The 22,259-nt window shown below is 70.4% G+C and carries 21 protein-coding genes and 1 pseudogene; 16 read left to right on the top strand and 6 right to left on the bottom strand.

What is annotated here, in order from left to right; translation table 11 throughout:
• Window positions 1–125 precede the first annotated feature (125 nt).
• Window positions 126–1,109 carry a phosphotransferase gene (locus PV646_RS38610; protein WP_500347386.1) on the top strand — a complete coding sequence of 328 codons (984 nt, stop codon included), beginning with the start codon at window positions 126–128 and terminating at the stop codon, window positions 1,107–1,109.
• A gap of 41 nt (window positions 1,110–1,150) precedes the next feature.
• Window positions 1,151–1,690 (top strand): annotated as a pseudogene (locus PV646_RS38605) (SGNH/GDSL hydrolase family protein); the annotation flags it as partial.
• A 201-nt stretch (window positions 1,691–1,891) separates the two neighbouring features.
• Here the strand turns inward: PV646_RS38605 and PV646_RS38600 are convergent.
• The 4 genes from PV646_RS38600 to PV646_RS38585 are packed head-to-tail and all read right to left on the bottom strand — an operon-like array spanning window position 1,892 to window position 7,552.
• Window positions 1,892–3,703, bottom strand: a complete 1,812-nt coding sequence (locus PV646_RS38600) for an ArnT family glycosyltransferase (protein WP_500347385.1) — start codon at window positions 3,701–3,703, stop codon at window positions 1,892–1,894.
• On the bottom strand, window positions 3,700–5,421 hold the full coding sequence (locus tag PV646_RS38595; protein WP_500347383.1) for an ArnT family glycosyltransferase: 1,722 nt from the start codon (window positions 5,419–5,421) through the stop codon (window positions 3,700–3,702). The genes PV646_RS38600 and PV646_RS38595 overlap by 4 nt, the downstream gene beginning before the upstream one ends.
• A gap of 18 nt (window positions 5,422–5,439) precedes the next feature.
• Window positions 5,440–6,849: a sensor histidine kinase gene (locus tag PV646_RS38590; protein ID WP_500347382.1), complete on the bottom strand. Its 1,410-nt coding sequence runs from the start codon at window positions 6,847–6,849 to the stop codon at window positions 5,440–5,442.
• A complete protein-coding gene (locus PV646_RS38585) occupies window positions 6,827–7,552 on the bottom strand; it encodes a response regulator transcription factor (protein ID WP_500347381.1) in 726 nt (241 codons plus the stop codon). Before PV646_RS38585 ends, PV646_RS38590 begins: the two co-directional genes overlap by 23 nt.
• A 109-nt stretch (window positions 7,553–7,661) precedes the next feature.
• On the opposite strand from PV646_RS38585, the gene PV646_RS38580 reads away from it, so the two are divergent.
• From PV646_RS38580 to PV646_RS38555, 6 genes are all read left to right on the top strand, one after another.
• Entirely contained in the window at window positions 7,662–8,168 is a 507-nt protein-coding gene (locus tag PV646_RS38580; RefSeq protein WP_500347379.1) for a hypothetical protein, read from the top strand.
• Between the two features lie 65 nt (window positions 8,169–8,233).
• Window positions 8,234–9,907 carry a bifunctional metallophosphatase/5'-nucleotidase gene (locus PV646_RS38575; RefSeq protein ID WP_500347378.1) on the top strand — a complete coding sequence of 558 codons (1,674 nt, stop codon included), beginning with the start codon at window positions 8,234–8,236 and terminating at the stop codon, window positions 9,905–9,907.
• Between the two features lie 74 nt (window positions 9,908–9,981).
• The gene (locus tag PV646_RS38570) at window positions 9,982–10,440 is read left to right on the top strand and encodes a hypothetical protein (protein ID WP_500347377.1); all 459 of its coding nucleotides are present in this window, start codon (window positions 9,982–9,984) and stop codon (window positions 10,438–10,440) included.
• A 10-nt stretch (window positions 10,441–10,450) separates the two neighbouring features.
• A complete protein-coding gene (locus PV646_RS38565; protein ID WP_500347375.1) occupies window positions 10,451–10,768 on the top strand; it encodes a sunset domain-containing protein in 318 nt (105 codons plus the stop codon).
• 10 nt (window positions 10,769–10,778) lie between these two features.
• Window positions 10,779–11,273 carry a G/U mismatch-specific DNA glycosylase gene (gene mug, locus PV646_RS38560; RefSeq protein ID WP_500347374.1) on the top strand — a complete coding sequence of 165 codons (495 nt, stop codon included), beginning with the start codon at window positions 10,779–10,781 and terminating at the stop codon, window positions 11,271–11,273.
• 168 nt (window positions 11,274–11,441) lie between these two features.
• On the top strand, window positions 11,442–14,300 hold the full coding sequence (locus PV646_RS38555) for an AfsR/SARP family transcriptional regulator (RefSeq protein WP_500347372.1): 2,859 nt from the start codon (window positions 11,442–11,444) through the stop codon (window positions 14,298–14,300).
• On the opposite strand, the gene PV646_RS38550 is transcribed toward PV646_RS38555, so the two are convergent.
• A complete protein-coding gene (locus PV646_RS38550) occupies window positions 14,290–14,841 on the bottom strand; it encodes an NlpC/P60 family protein (RefSeq protein ID WP_189155527.1) in 552 nt (183 codons plus the stop codon). The two genes, PV646_RS38555 and PV646_RS38550, sit on opposite strands and share 11 nt — an antisense overlap.
• 142 nt (window positions 14,842–14,983) lie before the next feature.
• On the opposite strand from PV646_RS38550, the gene PV646_RS38545 reads away from it, so the two are divergent.
• From PV646_RS38545 to PV646_RS38510, 8 genes are all read left to right on the top strand, one after another.
• The gene (locus PV646_RS38545) at window positions 14,984–15,454 is read left to right on the top strand and encodes a hypothetical protein (protein WP_500347370.1); all 471 of its coding nucleotides are present in this window, start codon (window positions 14,984–14,986) and stop codon (window positions 15,452–15,454) included.
• Between the two features lie 58 nt (window positions 15,455–15,512).
• Window positions 15,513–16,271 (top strand): LLM class flavin-dependent oxidoreductase, encoded by a 759-nt coding sequence (locus PV646_RS38540; protein ID WP_500347368.1) that lies wholly within the window; start codon window positions 15,513–15,515, stop codon window positions 16,269–16,271.
• A 75-nt stretch (window positions 16,272–16,346) separates the two neighbouring features.
• Entirely contained in the window at window positions 16,347–16,976 is a 630-nt protein-coding gene (locus tag PV646_RS38535; RefSeq protein ID WP_500347366.1) for an SNIPE associated domain-containing protein, read from the top strand.
• Window positions 16,977–16,997: 21 nt separating this feature from the next.
• Complete coding sequence (locus tag PV646_RS38530; RefSeq protein ID WP_500347365.1) at window positions 16,998–17,447, top strand: SRPBCC family protein; 450 nt, start codon at window positions 16,998–17,000, stop codon at window positions 17,445–17,447.
• Between the two features lie 32 nt (window positions 17,448–17,479).
• Window positions 17,480–18,214 (top strand): ABC transporter ATP-binding protein, encoded by a 735-nt coding sequence (locus tag PV646_RS38525; RefSeq protein ID WP_500347363.1) that lies wholly within the window; start codon window positions 17,480–17,482, stop codon window positions 18,212–18,214.
• Complete coding sequence (locus PV646_RS38520) at window positions 18,211–19,182, top strand: ABC-2 membrane transporter-related protein (protein WP_500347362.1); 972 nt, start codon at window positions 18,211–18,213, stop codon at window positions 19,180–19,182. The genes PV646_RS38525 and PV646_RS38520 overlap by 4 nt, the downstream gene beginning before the upstream one ends.
• Before the next feature lie 36 nt (window positions 19,183–19,218).
• Window positions 19,219–19,596 (top strand): GntR family transcriptional regulator, encoded by a 378-nt coding sequence (locus PV646_RS38515; RefSeq protein ID WP_500347360.1) that lies wholly within the window; start codon window positions 19,219–19,221, stop codon window positions 19,594–19,596.
• 25 nt (window positions 19,597–19,621) lie between these two features.
• Window positions 19,622–20,482, top strand: coding sequence for an ABC transporter ATP-binding protein (locus PV646_RS38510; RefSeq protein ID WP_500347359.1), 861 nt, complete (start codon window positions 19,622–19,624; stop codon window positions 20,480–20,482).
• Here the strand turns inward: PV646_RS38510 and PV646_RS38505 are convergent.
• Window positions 20,476–22,014, bottom strand: a complete 1,539-nt coding sequence (locus PV646_RS38505) for a phytoene desaturase family protein (protein WP_500347358.1) — start codon at window positions 22,012–22,014, stop codon at window positions 20,476–20,478. The genes PV646_RS38510 and PV646_RS38505 overlap by 7 nt on opposite strands.
• Window positions 22,015–22,259: the final 245 nt, after the last annotated feature.

The following is a 22,259-nucleotide window of genomic DNA, read 5'->3' as shown; positions in this document are numbered from 1 at the left end:
GGGCTGCTGAGCGAGTACTGACCAGGAGACTGGGCGCACAGGTGCGCCTCGCGGACCCCGAGACTCTCGGGGGTACCGGTCGTTCCGTCGTCATTCGTGTGAGAGTGGCGTCCTCGCCGTTCTCGATGCCCCGCACACTGGTCGTGAAGCGCTATCCCGCCGGGACCGGCGACCGCGACCCGTGGGCGCACGAGGCCGTGAGCCACCAGCTGCTGACGGCGCTGCCGGCGGAGGAACGCGCCACACCCGAACTCTTCGCCCACGACGCGGCGTCACGCCTGGTCGTGCTGGAGGACCTGGGCCGGGCGCCGAGGTTGTCCGAGAAACTGCACGCCAAGGACGCGCGGGCGGCAGAACGAGGCCTGCTCTCGTGGGCCCACGCCATGGGCCGCCTGCACGCCACGACGGCGGGCCGTGACGCCGACTTCGACGCGTTGATGCGCCGCGCCGGTGCGCAGTGCTGCCAGGACCCGATCGCCGTCGACGTGCACGCGGCGATCGCCGGCTTACCCGCGCTGCTCGAGTCCACCCTGGGCATCGCCACGTCCACGCAGGCCGTCGAGTTCGCCGCCGGTGCCGCGAAGGCGTTCAGCACCTCGCGGCGGCGCGCGTTCAGCCCGTCGACGTCGTGCCCGGACAACCACCTGGTCACCTCGCGCGGGGTGCGGTTCGTCGACTTCGAGGGCGGCTGCGTCCGCGACATCGTGTTCGACGCCGCTGCGCTGCGCGTGCCGTTCCCGTCCTGCTGGTGCGGGTGGGGCCTGCCGCCGGGGATGTCCGAGGCCATGGTCGCCGCCTGGCGCGCGGAGGTCGGGTCGGTGTGGCCCGAGATGGACGACGACGCGATCCTCTTACCGCGGCTGCTGGAGGCCCAGCTGCTGTGGGTGTGGCTCGCGACCTGGCGGGCCCTGTCCAAGCCGATGCCGACGGCGGACAACGCGCCGCCGCGCAGCGTGGTGCTGACCGGCCGGTGGGTCCGGTTGCGGTCCGACGCGCTGATCCTCGGCGAGAAGACGGTCGCGTCGCACGCCGACGCGGTGATCGGGGCACTGGCCGACCGCTACGGCTCCGAGGTGCTCGAACTCCCGCTTTACCCAGCATTTCGCTGAACCGTTCCCGCACGGTCACGCCCGCATCACCGCGCCCGCTGATGCTGGTCCGCGTGCTGGTGTTACTCGGTGACTCGACAGCGGTCGGGATCGGCGACCTCGTGCCCGGCGGATGGCGCGGCTTCGGCCCGATCCTCTCGTCCGCCTACTCGGACAACGGCTATCGCAACTACGCCGTCTCCGGCGCGCGGCTGGCCGACGTCAGACGGGTTCAGCTGCCGCAGGCGCTGCGGGCCGGCCCGGTCGCGGCCGTCGTCATCGCCGGGGTGAACGACACCCTCCGGTCCGATTTCTCCGTGCGGCGGATGCACGAGGACCTCGACCACGTCTGCCGCGAGCTCACCGCGGCGGGTGCCTCGGTCGTCACCGTGCGGTTCCACGACCAGGGGCGCGTGTTCAAGCTGCCCGGCAAGCTGCGGCGGGTGTTGAGGAACCGCATCGACGAGTACAACCGCGTGGTCGACGCGGTGGTGGCGCGGCACGGCGTGCGGTGCGTCGACCTGCACACGATGCCCGGCGCCTACGAGCTGGAGACGTGGGCGGTCGACCGGCTGCACCCGTCCGAGCGCGGTCACCGCATGCTGGCGCGGGCGTTCGCGGCCGAACTGCGCGCGACCGGGCTCCGGTTCGGCGACGTCAGCCTGGAGTGCTCGGGCGGGCGCGAGCTGACGGTGTGGCACCACGCGGCGTGGCTGGTGCTCAAGGGGATCCCGTGGTTGTGGCGGCGCGGAGCCGACCTGCTGCCGTTGCTGTGGCACGACGAGCAGGCCGGCTCCGGGGCGTCACTTCGCGGCGGTCAGGTCGTAGAGCGTCTGGCCGCCCGCGGTAACGGCCTGGAAGTTCGCCGCGACCCACTCGCCGATGTCGCTGCCGCCGCCACCGGGGCCGCCGCGGCCGCCCTCGACGTAGTAGCGCACCTGGCCCTCGGCGACGAGCGCCTGGAACTCCTCGAGCGTGGGCGCGGGATCGCTGCCGTTCCAACCGCCGATCGCGATCACCGACCTGCCGGACGCCAGCTGCAGTGACGCCGCGCTCTGGGCACCGACCGTCGCGGCGGACCACTTCGTGCCGGTGGCCTTGAGCAGTTGCACGACCTCCGTCGACGACGAGCCCTCGCGCATGCCCATGCCGCCGCCCTGCTGGGAACGGGGGCCGGACAACGGGATCGAGCCGCTGTGCGTGGTGGCCGCGGTCGCGAGTGCGTAGCCGGAGGTGCCGAGCAGTGCCGCCACGACGAGCACGGCGGCCAGCCAGCGCCGGTCCAGGCCGAACACCAGCGCGAGCACGGCGACCGCGGTGACGGCCAGCAGGACCCAGCGCAGCCACGGTGTCCAGTCCGGGGTGCGGTCGAGCAGGATGAAGCCCCACACGCCGGTCACCGCGACCATCGCCGTCAGCGCCATCCGCACCGGGAAGTGCCCGCGGCCACGCCAGAGCTCACTGCCGGCGATGCCTACGACGGCGGCGATCGCGGGTGCCAGCGCGACGGTGTAGTAGGGGTGCGTGATGCCGCTCATGAAGCTGAACACGGCACCGCTCACGAGCACCCAGCCACCCCACACCACCAGCGCCGCACGCGTGCGGTCGGTGCGGGGCGCACGGCGCAGGAACCACAGCCCGGCGCCCAGTCCGATCAGCGCGGCGGGCAGCAGCCAGGAGATCTCCGGGCCCATGCTGGCGCCGAACAACCGGCCGATTCCCGTTTCCCCGCCGAATCCGATGTTCCCGTTGCCGCCCATTCCGCCACCTCCGCCCGAATTGCCGAAGATGCGGCCGAGTCCGTTGTAGCCGATGGCGAGTTCCCACAGCGAGTTGTCGGTGGAGCCACCGATGTAGGGACGGCTGTCGGCGGGCCACAACGCGACCAGCGCGATGAACCAGCCCGCGGAGACGGCGACCGCGACCCCGGCGCCGAGCAGGTGCAGCAGTCGCTTCAGCGGTGACGTCGGCGCGGCGATCAGGTAGGCCAGTGCGAGGGCGGGCAGCACCAGGAACGCCTGCAGCATCTTGGTGAGGAACGCGAAGCCGATCGCCGAGCCCGCGAGTGCCAGCCACAGCGGGCTCGCCTTCTCCAGCGCCCGCACCGTGCAGTACGCGGCCGCGACCATCAGCAGCACCAGCAGCGCGTCCGGCAGGTTGAACCGGAACATCAGCGTGGCGACCGGTGTGAGGGCGAAGGCCGCTCCGGCGAACAGGGCCGCCATCGGACCGGACGTGCGCTTGACCGTGGCGTACAGCAGTCCCACCGCCGCGACGCCCTCCAGCGCCTGCGGGGCGAGCACGGTCCAGCTGGAGAACCCGAACAGCTTGGCGAACAGCCCGCTCACCCACAGGAACGCGGGCGGCTTGTCGACCGTGATCGTGTTGCCGGGGTCGAGCGAGCCGAACAGCAACGCCTTCCAGCTCTGCGACGCGGCCTGCGTCGCCGCCGCGTAGAACTCGTTGCCGTAACCGGACGCGGTGAGGTTCCACAGGTACAGCACGGCGGTCGCCGCGAGCAGGCCGAGGAAAGCTAGGCGGTGCAACGACTTCGGGTTCCGGTGTGGCTTCGGTTGCGGCGCCGCGACGGGCGCGGGGGCGAGCGTGGCGGTCATGACCCGTCCAGTTCGTAGAGGGTGGTACCGGCGACGGTGGTCGCGGTGTAGTTCTCGGCGACCCACGCGCCGATCTCGTGGGCGGCGTCGCTGCCGGTCTCGCCCTGCATCATCCGGCCGGCGGCGACGTAGTAGTGGATCTGTCCACTTCGGACCATCTCCTGGAACTCCTCCAGCGTCGGCGCGGGGTCGGTGCCGTTGAAGCCGCCGAGCGCCATGACCGGACGGCCGCTCGCGAGCTGGAGCCCGGCCGCGTTGTTGGAGCCGATGGTCGCGGCGGCCCAGCGGTAGGCGTCGGCGTTGTCCTGCAAGAGGGTCACGACCTCGGCATCGGGCGTGGTGGCGTCGAGGAGGCCGCCGCCCATGCCGCCCATCCGGCCGTTCGACGGTCCCGCGACGGGCAGCGCGCCGGTGTGCGGGGTGGTGACGGTGGCGAAGGAGTACGTGGTGGGGCCGAGCAGCGCGGCGATGAGCGCGACCGGGATGGCCCAGCGCAGCGACAGCACCAGGCCGACCGCCGCGATCAGTCCGGTCATGAGCACGAGGAGCGCGACGGGCGTCGAGAACTCGTTGATCAGCACGTAGCACTGCACTGCGGACAACGCGACCGAACCCGAAAGCACTGCCGCGGCAACGGGTTCCGCGCGCTTCTCCCAGAGCTCGGTGGCCGCGATGCCGACGATGGCGGCGATCGCGGGGGCCAGGGCCACGGTGTAGTAGGAGTGGATGATGCCGTTCATGAAGCTGAACACCCCGGCGGTGACGACGAGCCAGCCACCCCACAGGGCGAGCGCGGTGCGGGCGCGGCCCTTCGTCAGCCACAGCCCGGCGACCAGCAGGACCACCGCGGCCGGCAGCAGCCACGCGATCTGACTGCCCATCTCCGCGCTCAGCAGGCGGCTCCAGCCCGCCGAGCCCCACCCGCGGCCGCCGCCGACGCTGCCGACCTCGTCCCCGGTGAGGCGGCCGAGACCGTTGTAGCCCAGCGTCAGTTCGAGCACGCTGTTCGTCTGCGAGCCGCCGATGTAGGGCCGGTCCGGGGTCAGTTCCACGGCGGCGATCCACCAGCCGCCCGCGACGATCATGGCGCCCAGCGCGCCGGCCAGGTGCAGGACCTTCCTGAGTGGTGACGTCGGCGCGGCGATCAGGTAGACCAGCGCGAACGCGGGTAGCACCAGGAACGCCTGCAGCATCTTGGTGAGGAAGCCGAACCCGACAGCGGCACCGGCGAGTGCGAGCCAGAACGGACTGGCCTTCTCGACCGCGCGGGTGACGCAGTAGGCGCCCGCGATCAGCAGCAGCACCAGCAGCGCGTCCGGGTTGTTGAAGCGGAACATCAGCACCGCCACCGGCGTCAGCGCGAGCACGGCGCCGGAGATCAGCGCGGCGGCGGGGGAGAACCAGCGGCGCACCGTCGCGTACAGCAGCCAGACGCTGCCGACGCCCATCAGCGCCTGCGGCACCAGGATGCTCCACGCGTTGACGCCGAACAACCGCGCGGACAGGCCCATCACCCACAGCGAGGCGGGTGTCTTGTCCACGGTGATCGCGTTCGAGGCGTCCGAGGAGCCGAAGAACCACGCCTTCCAGCTCGTCGCACCGGCCTGCGCGGCGGCGGAGTAGTAGGCGTTGGCCCAGCCCGAGTCCCCCAGCCGCCACAGGTACAGCGCGCCGGTCGCGATCAGCAGGACCGCCAGCGCCAGGCGTTCTCGTCTCATGCCGACGAGCGTCGCGGCCTAGCCTGGGTGGGTCGTGTGCCCTTGCTGTGAACGACCTGTGCGCCCGGAGGACGTGTTCAGCGAGACCGTGAACGTGGTCGCGCCCGGCCTGCTCGTCACGGACACCTCGCCGTCGTGCGCACCGACCACGGCGGCCACGATCGACAGGCCCAGACCGGTGCTGCCCGCGGCCCGCGAGCGCGAGGAGTCGCCGCGCGCGAACCGTTCGAAGACCTCCAGGCCCTCCGGGACGCCGGGGCCGTCGTCGGTGACGCTCAGGTCGACGCGTCCGTTGTGGACGGACAGGCCGGTCGTCACGGTGGTGCCGGGTGGGGTGTGCGCGCGGGCGTTGGACAGCAGGTTGCCGATGACCTGGTGGAGTCGTTGCACGTCACCGGGAACCGTGACGGGGTCCTCCGGCAGCGCGAGTTTCCAGCTGTGCTCCGGGCCCGCGATCCGGGCGTCGCCGACGACGTCGAGCACCAGCCTGGACAGGTCGACGTCCTTGCTCTCCAACGGGCGACCGGCGTCGAGGCGCGCCAGCAGCAGCAGGTCCTCGACCAGCGACGTCATCCGCAGCGCCTCGGACTCGACCCGGCCCATCGCGTGCGTGACCTCGGGCGGCAGGTCCGCGCCGGTGCGGCGGGTCAGCTCGGCGTAACCGCGGATGGCGGCGAGGGGCGTGCGCAGCTCGTGCGAGGCGTCGGCGACGAACTGCCGGACCCTCGTCTCGCTGTCGTGCCTGGCTTTCAGGGCCTGGTCGACGTGGCCGAGCATCCTGTTGAGCGCCAGGCCGACCTTGCCGACCTCGGTGGCCGGATCGGTGTCCTCCTCCGGCACGCGTTCGGCGAGTGCGACCTCGCCCTCGTGCAGCGGGAGTTCGGAGACGCGCGTGGCGGTCTCGGCGACGCGGTCCAGTGGCACCAGTGCGCGCCGCACGATCACCCTGCCCACCAGCGCGACCGCCGCGGCTCCGGCGACGATGAGCCCGGCGAGGATCCAGACCATCTGCCACACGATGTCGGTGACGTTCGAGAGCGGCAGGCCCTTGATCCCCATCCGGTCGGTGGACACGCGGAACTCGCCGGCCTCGCCGAGGTCGACGGTCCGCAGGCCCGACGGGGTGGCCGCCAGCACCGCGATCTCGTCGTCGGTGAGCCTGCGCGGGGCCTGCCAGCCGGGCAGCTCGATCGTGCCGCTGATGGTGCCGTCGGGGAAGATCCGCGCGTTGACGCCGGGAGGGCCGTACTGCTGGCCGAGCGGTGGAGGGCGGAAGCTCGTGACCTCGTGGTCGAGGTTGTTCATCAGGAACGCGTGCAGCGCGAGCACCGAGACGCCGCCGATCACCAGGCACAGCGCCGTGAGCAGGACGATCTGGCTCGAGACGAGCTGGGCGCGCAGGGTTCTAGGCCGCAGGCTTGAGGACATATCCGGCGCCTCGCATCGTGTGGATCATCGGGGTGCGCCCGGCGTCGATCTTCTTGCGCAGGTACGAGATGTAGAGCTCGACGATGTTGGCCTGGCCACCGAAGTCGTAGCTCCACACGCGGTCCAGGATCTGGGCCTTGCTCAGCACGCGCTTCGGGTTGCGCATCAGGTAGCGCAGCAGCTCGAACTCCGTCGCGGTCAGGTCGATCGAGGTGCCGGCGCGTTCGACCTCGCGGGTCTCCTCGTTCAGCGACAGGTCGCCGACGATCAGCCTCGTGCCCGCGTCCGCGTCGGTCACGCCGGTGCGCCGCAGCAGTGCGCGCAACCGCAGCACGACCTCCTCCAGCGAGAACGGCTTGGTGACGTAGTCGTCGCCGCCCGCGGTGAGCCCGGCGATGCGGTCCTCCACCGCGTCCTTCGCCGTCAGGAACAGCACCGGCAGGATCGGCGCCTCGGCCCGCATCCGGCGCAGCACCTCGAAACCGTCGAAGTCGGGCAGCATCACGTCGAGCACCACCACGTCCGGGCGGAACTCGCGGGCGGTCCGCACCGCCGTGGTGCCGTCCAGCGCCGTGCGCACGTCCCACTTCTCCATGCGCAGCGCCATCGACATCAGCTCGGCCAGTGTGGACTCGTCGTCCACGACGAGCACCCGCACCGGTTGCCCGTCCGGCCTGCGGAGTTCGGTCTTCATCGCGCGCATGGCTCCCATCGTGAACGCGGATCCTGTGTACCAGCTGTGAGCGATGCGCACAGCTCAGGCCTACGGCGCACACAGGTTCGGCACAGGCGGCGCCACCACGGTTGGTGTCATGACCGAACAACAGCCCCCGGAGTGGGGCGCACCTCAGCCCGCCGAGCAAGCGGCACGCCCCTCGTGGACCGCGAAGAAGACGGTGGCCGCCGTGGCCATCGCCGTCGCGATCGCCGGTGCCGGAGGCGTCGCGATCTACGCCGCGAGCGGCACCAGCCAGCAGACCGGCGCCGGCGGCATGGGCCCCGGCGGCATGGGAGGCATGCCTCCGGACGGCCAGGGCGGCATGCGCGGCGGCTTCGGCCTCGGGACCGGCACCACGACCCACGGCGAGTTCCAGACCGGTGAGGTCACCGCGATCAGCGACTCGTCCGTCGAGGTGAAGTCCACCGACGGGTACACCAAGACGTACGTGATCGACGCCGACACTGTGGCCGAAGGTGTCGAGAAGGGGGACACCGTCACGGTGATCGCCGGCACAGAGGACGGCAAGTCCGTCGCTTCGAGCGTCGTCGAACCTGGTCAGCGCGGCCAGCGGGACGGACAGGCCCCTCCCACGAGGTGATTTGGGGTCAAGTGTGAGCGGTTATGGTCGGGTGATCAGCCCGACCACAACCGGAGGTGAGCGGCGTGCGCACGTTCACACTGACTGTGATGGGGTCGACGGACCTGCACGGCAACCTGTTCAACTGGGACTACTACCTCAACCGCGAGTTCGACGACTACGCGCACAACGACGTCGGGCTCGCGAAGATCTCGACGCTGGTGAACGACGTGCGTTCGGCCGTGGGCCGGCATCGGACGTTGCTGCTCGACGCCGGTGACACCATCCAGGGCACGCCGCTCGCGTACTACTACGCGAAGGTCGAGCCGATCACGCGTGGTGCGCACGTGCATCCGATGGCCGCCGCGATGAACGCCATCGGCTACAACGCCGCCGCGCTGGGAAACCACGAGTTCAACTACGGGCTGCCCGTGCTGCGGACGTTCGAGCGGCAGCTGGACTTCCCGTTGCTGGCGGCGAACGCGCTGGACGTCGGTACCGGGTTGCCCGCGTTCCAGCCGTACGTCGTGAAGACGGTGTGGCGCACGGGCGGGTCGCCGTTGCGGGTCGGCATCCTCGGGCTGACGAACCCCGGCATCGCCGTGTGGGACCGCGCCCACGTGGACGGCGTGCTGACGTTCCCCGGTCTGGTGGAGCAGGCACTGCACTGGGTGCCGGAGATCCGGCACAAGTCCGACCTCGTGATCGTGGTGGCGCACTCCGGGGCCGACCTGTCGTCCTCGCTGGGCGACCAGGTGCCGTTCCCGGAGAACTGCTCCGAACTGCTGGCCGAGACGGTGCCGGGGATCGACGCCGTGCTGGTCGGGCACGCGCACGTGGAGATCCCGCAGCGGATCGTGACGAACAAGGTGACCGGGCGGCCGGTGCTGCTGACCGAGCCGCTGTACTCGGGCAAGCGGTTGTCGGTGATGGAGTTCGACCTGCGCCACGAGGGGCACTGGGAACTGGTGGCGTCGCGGTCGTCCGTGCTGTCGTCGGCCACGGTGCAGGAGGACCCGCGGATCGTGCGGCTGCTGCGGCACGACCACGAGCGGGTCGTGTCGTACGTCAACGCACGGGTCGGGACGTGTGCTTCGGCGATGTCGGCTTCGCGCTCCCGGTTCGAGGACACGCCCGCGTTGCGGTTCATCAACCACGTGCAGGCGCTGGAGGTCGCGAAGTCGACCTCGCTGCCGGTGCTGTCGCTGTGCGCGCCTTTCAACCGGGCCGCGGCGATCCCGGCGGGGGAGGTGTCCTTCCGGGACGTCGCCGGGCTCTACATCTTCGACAACACGCTGGTGGGCGTGCGGATGACCGCCGGGCAGGTGCGCGACTTCCTGGAGGAGTCGGCGCGGTACTTCCGGCAGGTGCCCGCCGGTCCGGTGGCGGCCGCGGACGTGTCGGCCGACGTGCCGGACTACAACTTCGACATCGCCTACGGGCTGACCGCGCCGCTGACCTACGACATCGACATCTCGAAGCCGGTCGGCTCGCGGATCGTGAACCTGCGGTTCAGTGGTGTGGAGGTACCGGACTCGTTCGAGTTCGCCGTGGCCGTGAACAACTACCGGCAGGCGGGTGGTGGCGACTTCCCGCACGTCGCCGCCGCGCCCGTGCTGCACAACCAGCAGCAGGAGATCCGGCAGCTGCTGATCGACTGGGTCAAGGCCGCGGGGGTGCTGGACCCCGCCACGTTCACCGGCACGGACTGGCGCCTGGTGGCCGGCGGCGAGCCCGTCGTGGTGTCCACCATCGAGTGAATTCGGGCTTGCTGTCCTGCGGGTTCCGGTCGAGACGGTGGCACCCGATCGGCCCGATGGGATAGTCCAAGCGCGTGCAGTTGCTGCAACGCGTTGTCGTCGGCGCAATCGTCGTACCGGCCACGCTCGCCTCCGTGGGGCTGGCGGCGCATCCCGCACCCGCCGTGCCGCCCGGTCAGCTGGTGTTCGCGGTGCGGTCGTCGGAGATCGTGCTGGCGGGCACCGCGGGGTCCGCGCGCGAACGCCAGGAGGTCGTGGACGCCGTGCGCGCGCTCAGCGCCGCCCACCGGATCACCGACCTGATCACGCCCGGCACGGGTGAACGCCTGCCCGTCCCGCCCGCCGTGGCCGCCCGGCTGCTCGGCGCGGTGCTCGACCGGGGCGTCACCGACTTCACCGGTGTCGTCCACGAGGGACACCTGACCGCGTCGGCGCGCGTCGCGGACCCGGAGCGCGCGGGCTCGCTCAGCGACGCCCTGCGCACGGCCGCCCCCGGACTGCGCGTCGACGAGGACTTCACGACTACGGGCTAGGAGCTGTTCGGTGTTCGGGTTCTTCTTCCAGATGTTCCTGCTGTGCGCGGGCGCGTTCCTCGCCGGCGTCCTGCTGACCTGGCTGACGATGCGCTCCCGCGAGCCCTCGGCCGTCGTGGACGCGGCACCTCTGTCGATCATGGAGGAGCCGGTCGCCGCCGCGCCCGCGATCAAGGCCAACTCCCGCACGATGATGTTCCACACCCCGGAGTCGCCGTACTACAAGCGCATGAAGGGCGACGCGTTCTTCCACTCGCCGGAGGACGCCCGCCGCGCCGGCTACACGATGTGGACACCACGCCCGCGCGTGCCGGCGACCACCTCGTAGGCTCGGCCGCGTGATTCTCGACGTGATCAAGCCCGGGCTGGACGTGCTCTTCTGCGGTATCAACCCCGGCCTCGTGTCGGAGGCCACCGGGCATCACTTCGCACGGCCGGGAAACCGGTTCTGGCCCGCTCTTCATTTGTCCGGTTTCACGCCGTCTCAGTTCGCGCCCGCCGAGCAACGCAAGCTCCTCGATCTGGGGCTGGGCATCACGAACGTGGTCGCGCGGCCCAGTGCGCGTGCCGATGAATTAACAATTGACGAAATGCGGCAAGGCGCTGTCGAACTCGCCGAAAAGGTCGATCATCATTCACCGAAGGTTCTGGCGATACTCGGTGTGACCGTCTACCGGGCGGCTTTCGGACGCAAGAAAGCGCAGGTAGGAGCTCAGCAGGACACGGTGGGCGGAGCCAGGTTGTGGATCCTGCCCAATCCGAGCGGGTTGAACGCGCACTGGCAGTTGCCGGCGTTGGCTGAAGAGTTCGGACGACTCAAAGCCAGTCTGTAGAAACGAAACAAAAGTTCACATTCATGCCCACTGAAAGTGGGCTGGACGTAGTGGCCCCTGGTCTGGTTGCATCCAGATCTGCGTCCGTTCGAGTGCATTCACTCCGAAGTGGAACCCCCGTGAGCCGGATTGCGTCAGCATTTGGCAATGCCGTGCAGAACTTGGTGAATGTTCAACACTGGTGGGGGCACAGTGGAGGTCAGGATTCTCGGGCCGGTCGAACCTTCGGTGCCGCCGAAGCCCGCGCAGATCCTAGCTGTCTTGGCCGTGGAATGCGGGAAGATCGTGCCCGTCGAACGGCTCATCGACCTGATCTGGGGTGAGGAGCCGCCGCCGCAGGCGCGCAAGTCCCTGCAGGTGCACATCTCCAGCCTGCGCCGGGCCGGGCTGCCGGTCGAGCACCGGGCGGCGGGGTACGTGCTCAACTCCGACCCCGGCAACGTCGACCTGCACGCGTTCCGCGGGCTCGTGAGCGATGCGGGTGACGAGCCCGACCTCAAGGTCAAGGCCGACACGTTGAACAGGGCGCTGCAGCTCTGGCGCGGCACGCCGGTGGTGTTCGCGCAGACGCTCGACGTGCAACGGCTCGCGGCCGCCGAGGCGTGGGTCGACGCCGAACTGGCGCTCGGCCGGCACGCCGGGCTGATCGACCGGCTCGGGACGTTCGTCGCCGAGTACCCGCTGGCCGAACGGCTGCGCGGGCAGCTCATGACGGCGCTCGCGCGGGCCGGTCGGCGGGCGGACGCCATGCGGGTGTTCCGCGAGACGCGCAAGGTGCTCGTCGACGAGCTCGGGGTCGAGCCCGGCGAGCAGTTGCAGCAGCTCTATCGGGACGTGCTGGAGGGGTCGAGGGACAGCCGCCGCAACTACCTGCCGCGCGACGCGGGTGACTTCACCGGCCGCGACCGGGAGCTCTCGCGGCTGCTCGACAGCGACGGCGGCGTCTGGTGGATCGAGGGACCGGCGGGTGTCGGCAAGTCGGCGCTCGCGGTGCACGCGGCCCATCGGCTCGCCGACCGGTATCCGGACGGGCAGCTGTTCGTCGACCTGCACTCGCCGTCCGGGGCGCTGGACGCGTTGCTGCGCGCCATGGACGTGCCGAGCGAACGCATCCCCGAGTCCGCCGAGGAACGCGCGGCGCTCTGGCGGGCGACGGTCGGCGGGCGGCGGGTGGTGATCGTGCTGGACGGCGTCACGAGCGTCTCGCAGGTCCGGCCGCTGCTGCCGGGCAGTCCGGGGTGCCTGACGCTGATCACCAGCCGCAGCAGGCTGTGCGGGCTCGAAGGCGTGCGCCGCATCCCGCTGGACGTGCTGAGCGGCGACGAGGCCGTGACGCTCCTGGGGCGCATCCTCGGTGACGACCGGGTGTCCGCGGAACCCGGCCAGGCGCGGGAGGTCGCGCGGCTGTGCGGGTACCTGCCGCTCGCGGTGCGGATCACCGGCGCGCGGCTCGCCGGGCGGGCGCACTGGCCGGTGTCGAAGCTGGTGCGCCGCCTGTCCGACGAACGGTCCCGGCTCGACGAGCTGGTCGCGGACGACCTCGCGGTGCGGGCCGGTCTGGAGCTGTCGTACCGGGCCCTCGACGAGAACGCCCGGCGCGCGTACCGGATCTTCGGGTTCCTCGGGCTGCCCGAGGTGCCGAGCTTCCTGTGGGCGCACCTGCTCGACGAGGACGTGCTCGACCAGCTCGTCGACGCGCGGCTGCTCGACGTCATCGGCAGCGCGCGGTACCGGATGCACGAGCTGGTGCGGCTGCACGCCCGCGAGCGCGCCGAGGCCGAGGACGGGCAGCGGCAACGCGAGGACGTCGTCAGGAGAGCCGTCGTCGCCGCGTTGTCCACTGTGGACGGCTTGACGGAACAGCTCTTCCTGGCCGTGCCGCGCATGCAGGACTCGCTGGGCGTCGTCACGTCGGCGGCGCGTCCCACCGACAAGGACGCCTGGTTCGCGGGCGAGGAGTCGTTGCTGACGAGGCTCGTGGAACGCGCGGCCGAGCTGGACCTCACGGAGATCGCGTGCCAGCTGGCCGAGGTGCTGGTGTTCGCGTGGTTCGGGCTCAGGAACCGTTACGAGGCCTGGGAACGAACGCACACGGCGGCGCTGGAGGCCGTGTGGAGAACAGGGGACGTGCGGCTGGAGGCGGTGCTGCGGTGCAGCCTCGGTCAGATGCACTACAAGCGCGACAACCTGGCGCAGGCGCGGTCGTGGTTCGACACCGCGCAGACGTTGTTCGTGAACCTGGGCGACCAGCGCGGTGAGGCCGTCGCGATGAACGGCATCGGCATGGTGTGCCGCGATCTGGGTCAGTACCCGTGCGCGCTGGAGGCTTTGGGCCGGGCCCGGGAGCTGCTGGAGTCCAACGATCCCGAGGGTGAGGCGCACGCGCTGTACGGGATCGGCTCCATCAAACGGGAACTCGGCGACGACGAGGGCGCGTTCGAGACGCTGCGCCTCGCGGAGAGGGTCTACCGGCGGGCCCGCAGCCGGCGGGGTGAGGCACTGGCGGCCCGCGGGATCGGGCTCGTCCACCGCGCCCGCGGTGAGCTCGACCTCGCCGAGGACCACATCCGGCGCGCCCACGAGATGGTCGCGGGCACGGGCGACGAGCTGCTCGCCTGCTACACCGCCCAGGCGTGGGCGAAGGTGTTGCTGCGCAAGGGTGTTCTCGAACCTTCCGAACGCCTGATCCAGCAGGCGCTGGACGGGTGCCGTGACGTCGGCGACCGGTTCGGTGAGGCCCTCGTGCGCCGCACGCTGGGGGAGTGGCGGCTCGCGGCGGGCGACCTCGCCGGCGCGCGGATCGTGCTGACCGGCCTGATGCCGGTGTGGAACGACCTGAGCCTGCCGTTGTGGCGGGCCAGGAGTCTTCGTGACCTGGGAGCGGTCCACGCCCGTCTGGGGGACGTCGAAGGCGCGGACCGCTCCTGGGGCGAGGCCGCCGGCGTGTTCACGCGACTGGGCACCAGAGAGAGGGAAGAGGTGCACCAGTGGCCGGCTCAATGGGCCCCGCCGGCACTCAGCCGGTGATCTTCTTGTACTTCCACGGGGCGTAGCCACCGCTCTTGAGCGAGGAGATGGTCACGGTCTCGTGGTCCATGTCCGTCGAGGTGCTGCCCTCTTCGTAGATCCACGCCGACGTCTTCGCCGAGTTGGCCCACTTCTCGAACAGCTTCACGTGGCCGTTGCGCAGGATCATGTCGCCCGGCTTGAGGTTCGCCCAGGAGATCTTGGTGGCGACCTCGTCCAGGTTGCCCGTGTTGCGGCTCGTCGTGAGCTTCCACGTCATGGACACGAATCCCGAGCAGTCCGTGCGGTACTTCTTGCCCTTGTTGATGTCCCAGGCGTAGGCGGACTGGCTGTACGGAACCTTGCGGTCCCACCAGTCCTTGGCGCGCTTGATGACCTCGGTACGGCTGATGGAGCCGCCGTACCCGGCCGCCGCCTGGACCTGCGAGATGGCGGTCTCCTGCTCGGCAGGACCCTCCGGGGCGGCCTGGGCGATCCCGCTCAGACCCCCCAGGAGCCCGAGCGAGATCGCGGTCGCCGCGACGGCGTGGCGAATGCGCATTCTTGTTGCTCCGATCGACTTGCTGTTGGTGATGACCGGAACTGTCCACTGAGGCGCCAAAGATCGGCCTAAGACCGATTTAGGCCTTCCTTTACCGGCTCTCCCTAACTTCCGCCGCACCTTGGGCATAAGGAGAGAGCACATGTTCGTTCGCACGATCGCTGCCGTGGTCGCGATGTTCGCCGCTCTGATCATGGGCGCGTCCGTCGCGTCGGCGGCCCCGGCCAAGTACACGCACTCGCAGGCGACCGCGCAGTTGCGCGCGGCCGGCATCGGCTGGACGTCGAGCGGTGGGTGCAGTGACCGCAACAGGCCGAACTGCACCTCGTTCGAGCAGATCAACCAGACGACCATCGCCGGCGCCAAGACGTTCAAGAGCGCGTCGGGCTGTGCGCTGACCATCACCGGCGGCACGGAGACCGGCCACGCGTCGGGCACGTACTCGCACTGGAACGGGTACAAGGTGGACTACCGGCTGTCCAGCTGCGTCACGAACTACATCAAGGGCAGCTTCTCGTCCATCGGTGGCAACAAGTGGAAGTCGAACGCGGGCAACATCTACTACCTCGAGTCGAACCACTGGGACGTCACGTACCACAACTGCGGGTGCTGAGGCGGTTGCTGAAGTGCTGTGCTTGTTGAAATAGGGGCGAGCCGGTAGTAGTGGACGGGTGACCACACTCGGCGCTGTCTACCGGCCCCAGCTCCCTCCCGAGAACCTGCGATCCGTCGTCCTCGCGGCCGAGGAGTCCGGTGTGGACTCGTTGTGGCTGTGGGAGGACTGCTTCCTGGAGAGCGGCATCGCCTGCGCCTCCGCCGCCCTGGCCTGGACCTCGCGGCTGAAGGTCGGCGTCGGACTGCTGCCGGTGCCGTTGCGCAACGTGGCGATCACCGCCATGGAGGCCGCGACGCTCGACCGGTTGTTCCCCGGCCGCGTGTCGATCGGCGTCGGGCACGGCGTGCAGGACTGGATGGGGCAGGTCGGCGCGCGGGTGGCGTCCCCGTTGACGTTGCTGCGCGAGTACACCGACGCGTTGAAGGCGCTGCTGGCCGGCGAGCGCGTCACCGTCGAGGGCCGGTACGTGAAGCTGACCGGCGTGGCGCTGGACTGGCCGCCGGCCGCGCCGATGCCGATCTACGTGGGCGGGCTCGGCCTGAAGACCCTGGACCTCGCGGGCGAGGTGGGCGACGGCACGATCCTCGACGCGTCGGCCGACCTGGACCGCGTCCGGGCCATCAGCTCCACCCGCGAGCACCCCGTGATCGTCTACGTGGAGACGGACTCGCGGGACCGCGCGTTCGTGACGGACCTGGTCGCCCAGGTCGCCGCGGCGGGTGCCACCAGCGTGATCCTGCAGCAGTCCGCCACGAGCGAGGACCCCGAAGGGTTCGTTCGTTTTGTCGGATCACTCGATGGTGTGAGTGCATAGCGTCGTAGATAACGACGGATTCCCCCTTGCGATGGAACGGTCATGGGCCTTTCGTCGCGGATCGGGGAGGTAAGCATGCTCGGTCGCAAGGACCGTCGGATCGCTGAGCTGGAGCGGGCCGTTGTCGGCCTGCAGGAACTCCTCTCCCGGATCGGTGACGCCCAGGCAGCGCGGACCGACGTGCTGGAGGAGGTCGACCGGGCCGGTGCCGAACTCGTAGCGCTGCGGCACCGGATCTCGAACGCTCGCGCCGAACTGCAGCCGTTGAAGGACGAACTGACCCTGCAACGGGCAGGGGTGTTCCGCACCGACGCCACCGCGGACCACCAGGCGCAGCTGGACCTCATCCACGACGAGATGAAGACCCTGATCAAGACCGGCGCGGCGATCGAGGGTGGCGGGCAGGTCACCTACAACGGATCGGACGCGACCGGGCGCAGGCTCGTCGAGGACTGGTCGGCGCTGATGCTCCGCTCGTACAACTGCGAGGCCGAGAACTGCCTGCGCATGCTGCGAGCAGGTGGCCTGGACGCGGCGAGGAGGCGGCTCGACCGCTCGGCGTCGGCGATCGAACGGCTCAGCGGGACGTTCGCGCTCCGCGTCTCGCCGCGTTACCAGGCCCTGCGGGCGTACGAACTGGAGTTGACGGCCGACCACCTGCAGCGCAGGGCGGAAAGCCGCCGCACGCGCCGGATTGCGTCCTAGCCCACGGGGTACACCGGCTGCATGGCCGAGGTTTCGCTGAACGTCGAAGCACCCGTGGACGCCGTGTGGGCGGTACTCGCCGACGGCTGGTCCTACGCGGGCTGGGTGGTGGGCGCGTCGCACATCCGCGCCGTGGACAAGGGGTGGCCCGAGCCGGAGACGCGCATCCACCACAGCGTGGGGCCGTGGCCGCTGGTCATCGAGGACACCACCGGGGTGGTCCGGTGCGAGCCGAACAGGCTGCTGGAACTGGACGCACGGCTGTGGCCGGCGGGCGCCGCGCGGATCACGTTCACCCTGCACCCGCGCTCGGAGTCGCTCACCGAGGTGCGGATGACCGAGCGGGTGGTGCGCGGGCCGTCGACCCTCATGCCGAAGGTCGTGCAGGACGTGCTGCTGGCTCCGCGCAACAAGGAGACGCTGCAACGCCTGAACGCGCTGGCCAAGGGGCGTGCTGCACCCTTTAACTAGGTAACTAGTGAAAGGGTGATACGGTTGCTCCCATGAGTCAGAGGGAGCACCCGCCGGTCCTGGCGGAGGAGCTGGGGAAGAAGTACTCACGGGGCTGGGCGCTGCGCGACTGCACGCTGGAGATCCCGGCGGGGCGGATCGTCGCGCTCGTCGGGCCGAACGGAGCCGGCAAGAGCACGCTGATGGGCATGATCACCGGACTGCTGCGGCCCACGACGGGCCGGATCTCCGTGTTCGGCGACGTGCCCAACGGCAGCGGGATGCACCGGTCGGTGGCGTTCCTGACGCAGGCCAAGCCGCTGTACCCGCAGTTCACGGTCACCGAGACGCTGCGGTACGGCCGCAACGCCAACCCGGGCTGGGACCAGGCGTACGCGGCGGAGCTGGTCGAGAAGGCGCAGGTGCCGTTCGCGGCCAAGGTGGGGACGCTGTCGGGTGGTCAGCGGACGCGGGTCGCGCTCGCGCTGGCGCTGGGGAAGCGGCCGCGGTTGCTGATGCTGGACGAGCCGCTCGCCGACCTCGACCCGCTGGCGCGCGAGACCGTGTTGCGGACGCTCGTCGACGAGTGCCGGACGCAGGGCATCACGGTGCTGCTGTCCTCGCACGTGCTGGCGGAGCTGGAAGACGTGTGCGACCACCTCGTGCTGCTGACCGAGGGACGGGTGCGGCTGGCGGGCGAGGTGAGCGAACTGCTCGCCGCGTACCCGGAGCACCGGACGCTCAGCGGGCTGGCGATCGCCCACATGCGTGCGGCGGTGGCGGCATGACGTGGGTCGTGTGGCGCCAGCAGCGGCCCGTGTTCATCACGCTCTTCGCGGGCCTGGTCGTCAGTGTCACCGCCATCCTGCTGTGGCGGGCGGGAATGGTCGCGGACGTCGCGGCGGGCAACCTCGCGGACTGCGTCGTGAAGGGTTTCGAGGCCTGCCGGGTGAAGGCCGCCGACGACTTCCAGGACGCCTGGTTCGACAAGCTGCACGTCGCTCAGGGCACGGTGATCGCCGCGCCCGCGGTGATCGGTGTCTTCGTCGGCGCGCCGTTGTTCGCGCGGGAGTTCGAGCAGGGCACGCACACGCTGGCGTTCACGCAGTCGGTCAGCCGCACGCGCTGGATGGTGACCAAGTTCCTCGTCGCGGCCGTGCCCGCGCTGGTCGTGGTGGCCGTCTACCAGTTCGCCGTGCAGAGCTGGCTGGAGGTGGCCGGTCATCTCGGGCCGCTGTCGACGGGCGAGTTCTACTTCACGACCTTCGAGTCGCAGGGCGTGTCGCCGATCGCCTACACGATCTTCGCCTACACGCTCGGCATGGTCGCGGGCGCGCTGTTCAAGCGGACGCTCGTGGCGATGACGCTGACGCTCGGCCTGTTCATCGCGGCACGGGTCGTGGTCGGCGGGGCGCGCGAGTTCCTGATCGAGCCGACCCGCCTGATCACGAACGACCTGGACGACAACCGCGTCCTCCCCGGCAATCCGCTCGTGGTGCGGTCGGGCTTCCTGGACGCCAAGGGCGCCGTCGTCGCCGATCCGACGCCGATGATGAACTGCGCCGCCAAGGGTGACGCGCAGAAGATCCCGGACTGGGACACCTGCTATCGGGAGAACGGGCTCGCGCAGCGGTACGCCGACATCATCCCCGCCGAGCAGGCGACGACGCTGCACCTGCTGGAGGCGTCGGTCTTCGCGGGGTTCGCGGTGCTGTTCGTCCTGGGCGCGGTGTGGGCCGTGCGCAGGCAGGTGTGACCGGAGGTGGACGGGTGGGCACCTATGCTGAGCGGCGTGATCGAGTTTCGCATCGATCGGCACTCCGGGGTGTCCACCTATCTCCAGATCGCCGCACAGGTCAAGCAGGCCATGAGGATGGGCCTGCTCGGGCCCGGCGACAAGCTGCCGACGGCACGGGAGGTCGTGGAGGCCACCAGGGTCAACCCCAACACCGTGCTGAAGGCGTACCGGGAGCTCGAGCACGAGGGGCTCGTGGAGGGGCGGCGGGGCATGGGCACGTTCGTCACGGCCTCGCTCGCCACCGACGCGGCCAGGGCGGACGCGCCGCTGCGGCAGGACCTGGAGCAGTGGATGGACCGCGCGGTGGACGAGGGGCTCTCGGCCGACGAGGTCGACGCGATCTACACCGACGTGCGGGGCACGCACTACTGATGTCCACTGTGGACGTGGGAGCACGATGAACACCGGTCCAGTGCAGGCTCGCGACGTCGCGAAGCACTTCGGGCGCACGAAGGCCCTCGACGGGTGCTCGTTCTCGTTGCCGGAAGGCAGCGTGACGGGGCTGGTCGGACCGAACGGCGCGGGCAAGAGCACCCTGCTGTCCCTGATCGCCGGGCTCGCGAAGCCCACCAGCGGTGAGATCAGAGTGCACGGCACGGAGGTGCGCGGGCGGATGCACCCCGACGTGTCGCTGCTGACCCAGAAAAGGCCGCTCTACGACCAGTTCACCGTCCGCGAGCTGATGCGGGCGGGTGCTGCGATGAACGACCGCTGGTCGTCCGAGCGCGCGGACGAGGTGCTGGATCTCCTTGCGGGAGTGGACAAGGACGCGAAGGTGCGCACGTTGTCCGCCGGCGCGCGCACGCAGGTCGCCGTCGCGCTGGCACTCGGCCGGCTTCCCAGGGTGTTGCTGCTCGACGAGCCGTTGTCCGATCTGGACCCGCTGGCGCGCGACGAGACGTTGCGGATAGTCATGACCGAGGTCGCCGAGCGCGGCACGACGGTGCTGCTGTCCTCACACCTGCTCACCGATCTCGGCGACGTCTGCGACCACCTGCTGTTGCTGGACGCGGGCCGCGTGCAGGTGTCCGGCGACATCGACGAGATCCTGCACGACCACCACGTCGTGGTCGGGCCCGCCGGGCTGGAGCTGGACGTGGACGGTGTCGTCGACTCGTCGCACACGCCGCGCCAGACGACGGCACTGGTGCGCGGCGCGGTGCCTTCCGGTTGGGAGACAACGCATCCCGACCTGGAGGCGCTGGTGATGGGGTACCTGCGGGCGTCCCGCGCCCGCAAGCACGCCCGCACTCAGTAGATCGCCTTGTTCAGCCCCTGGATCAGGGTCTTGTACACCTCGCCGGCCGCACCCCACCGCGCCAGCGCCGCCCGTGCCGCGTTCGCGCCCGCCGCACCGTGCACACCGCCGCCCGGCCACGCCGACGAACCCGTGAGGTAGAGCCGGTCGAACGGGGTGTCCGCGCGGCCGAGTCCGGGGACGGGCCGGAAGATCAGCTGCTGGTGGATCGCCGCCGTGCCGCCGTTGACCGAGCCGATCTGGTCCGGTCCGAGCACCGAGCGTCCGACGATGCGGGAGCGGAAGCCCGGCGCGCGTTCCTCGATCATCAGCTCCAGGCGGTCGGCGCGGCGCTTGAGGCGGTCCGGCGTCCAGTTCCCGCCCAGCGGCACGTGCGTGTAGGCCCAGGCGGCCTCGGTGCCCTCGGGGGAGCGGGTCGGGTCGGTCGTCGTCATCTGGCCCACGATCATGAACGGGTTGCGCGGCACCTTGCCGCACGCCAGTTCGTGGGCGATGTTCGCCAGGCCGTTGACGTCGCCGCCGAGGTGGACGGTGCCCGCCTGCGCGGCCTCGGGGTTGGTCCACGGGATCGGGCCGGACAGCGCCCAGTCGACCTTGATCGTGTCGCTGTCCCACTGGAACCTCTTCAGGTCCTCGGCGAGCTTCGCCGGTAGCGCGTCCCCACCGATCAGGTCCAGATACAGCCTCGGGGCGGGCACATCGGCCAGCACGGCACGGCGTGCGCGCACGACGGAACCATCCGCCAGACGCACACCCACGGCGACACCACGCGCGTGCAGCACGTCGGTGACGCGAGCGCCGGTCTCGACGCGACCACCGAACCGGCGCACGAGCGACGCGGTCAGCTCGCCCGCACCGCCGCGCGGCACGGGGTTGCCGACGTCCTGGGCGAGCATCGCGAGCAGCCAGCCGAAGCCCGCGCCACCGGCCTGGTCGGGGCCGAGGTCGGAGTGCATCGTGTTGCCCGCCAGCAACAACCGGGCGCCCTCCCCGGCGAAGAGCTCCTCGCCGAGCCGCCGCACGGGCTGGGTCAGCAGTCGCGTCAGCCGCAGCGTGTCGCCGAGACCGAGCGTGCGCAGCAACGAGACCCCGCCGCGCACGGGCGGGAACGGGCGCAGCAAGCCGCCCAGCACGCCGTCGCGGACCTTGCGCCAGCGCGCGTACTCGGCCTGCCAGGCCTCGGCGTCGGAATGGGCGAACGTGCCGACGGACTTCGCGGTGACGTCGACGTCACGGGAGAGGAGCGCGACCCGGTCGTCCGGCAGCACGTGGGCCAGCACGGCAGGTGCGTGCTCCCACTGCACGTCGAGGTTCAACGCGCCGATGACCGGCGAGCCGAGACCGAGGGGGTAGAACGCGCTGTAGACGTCGTTCGTGAAGCCGGGAGCGGTCAGCTCCGCCGATGTCACGGCACCGCCGGGTGTGTCGCGCTGCTCCAGGACGAGCACGTCCCAGCCCGCGTCCGCCAGCAGGGTCGCGGCGACCAGCCCGTTCGGGCCGGAGCCGATGACGACCGCGTCAACCTCGTTCACGCACGTCCTCCCATTGCGGTGATCACCTCACGCAGCACATCACGCGCGTCGTGTTCGGGCCACCATCCCAGTTGTCCCCGTGCTCGTGTGGTGCGCATCGGCACTTCGGAAGGCGTTTTTCGGTGATGACAGTCCGCGCACGTCCACTTGGTCGTCCTCGGACGGCAAATGGCGGCGCGGCGCGGTGCCGACGTTCCCGGACCCACCCGTGACGACGTTTTTCACATCCGTGGATACCCCGGAAT

This window comes from Streptomyces sp. ID05-26A, from assembly GCF_033794685.1.
Taxonomy (GTDB): Bacteria; Actinomycetota; Actinomycetes; order Mycobacteriales; family Pseudonocardiaceae; genus Lentzea.
Note: the sequence above shows the minus strand (reverse complement) of the source record. Positions and strands in the feature narration are given on the sequence as shown.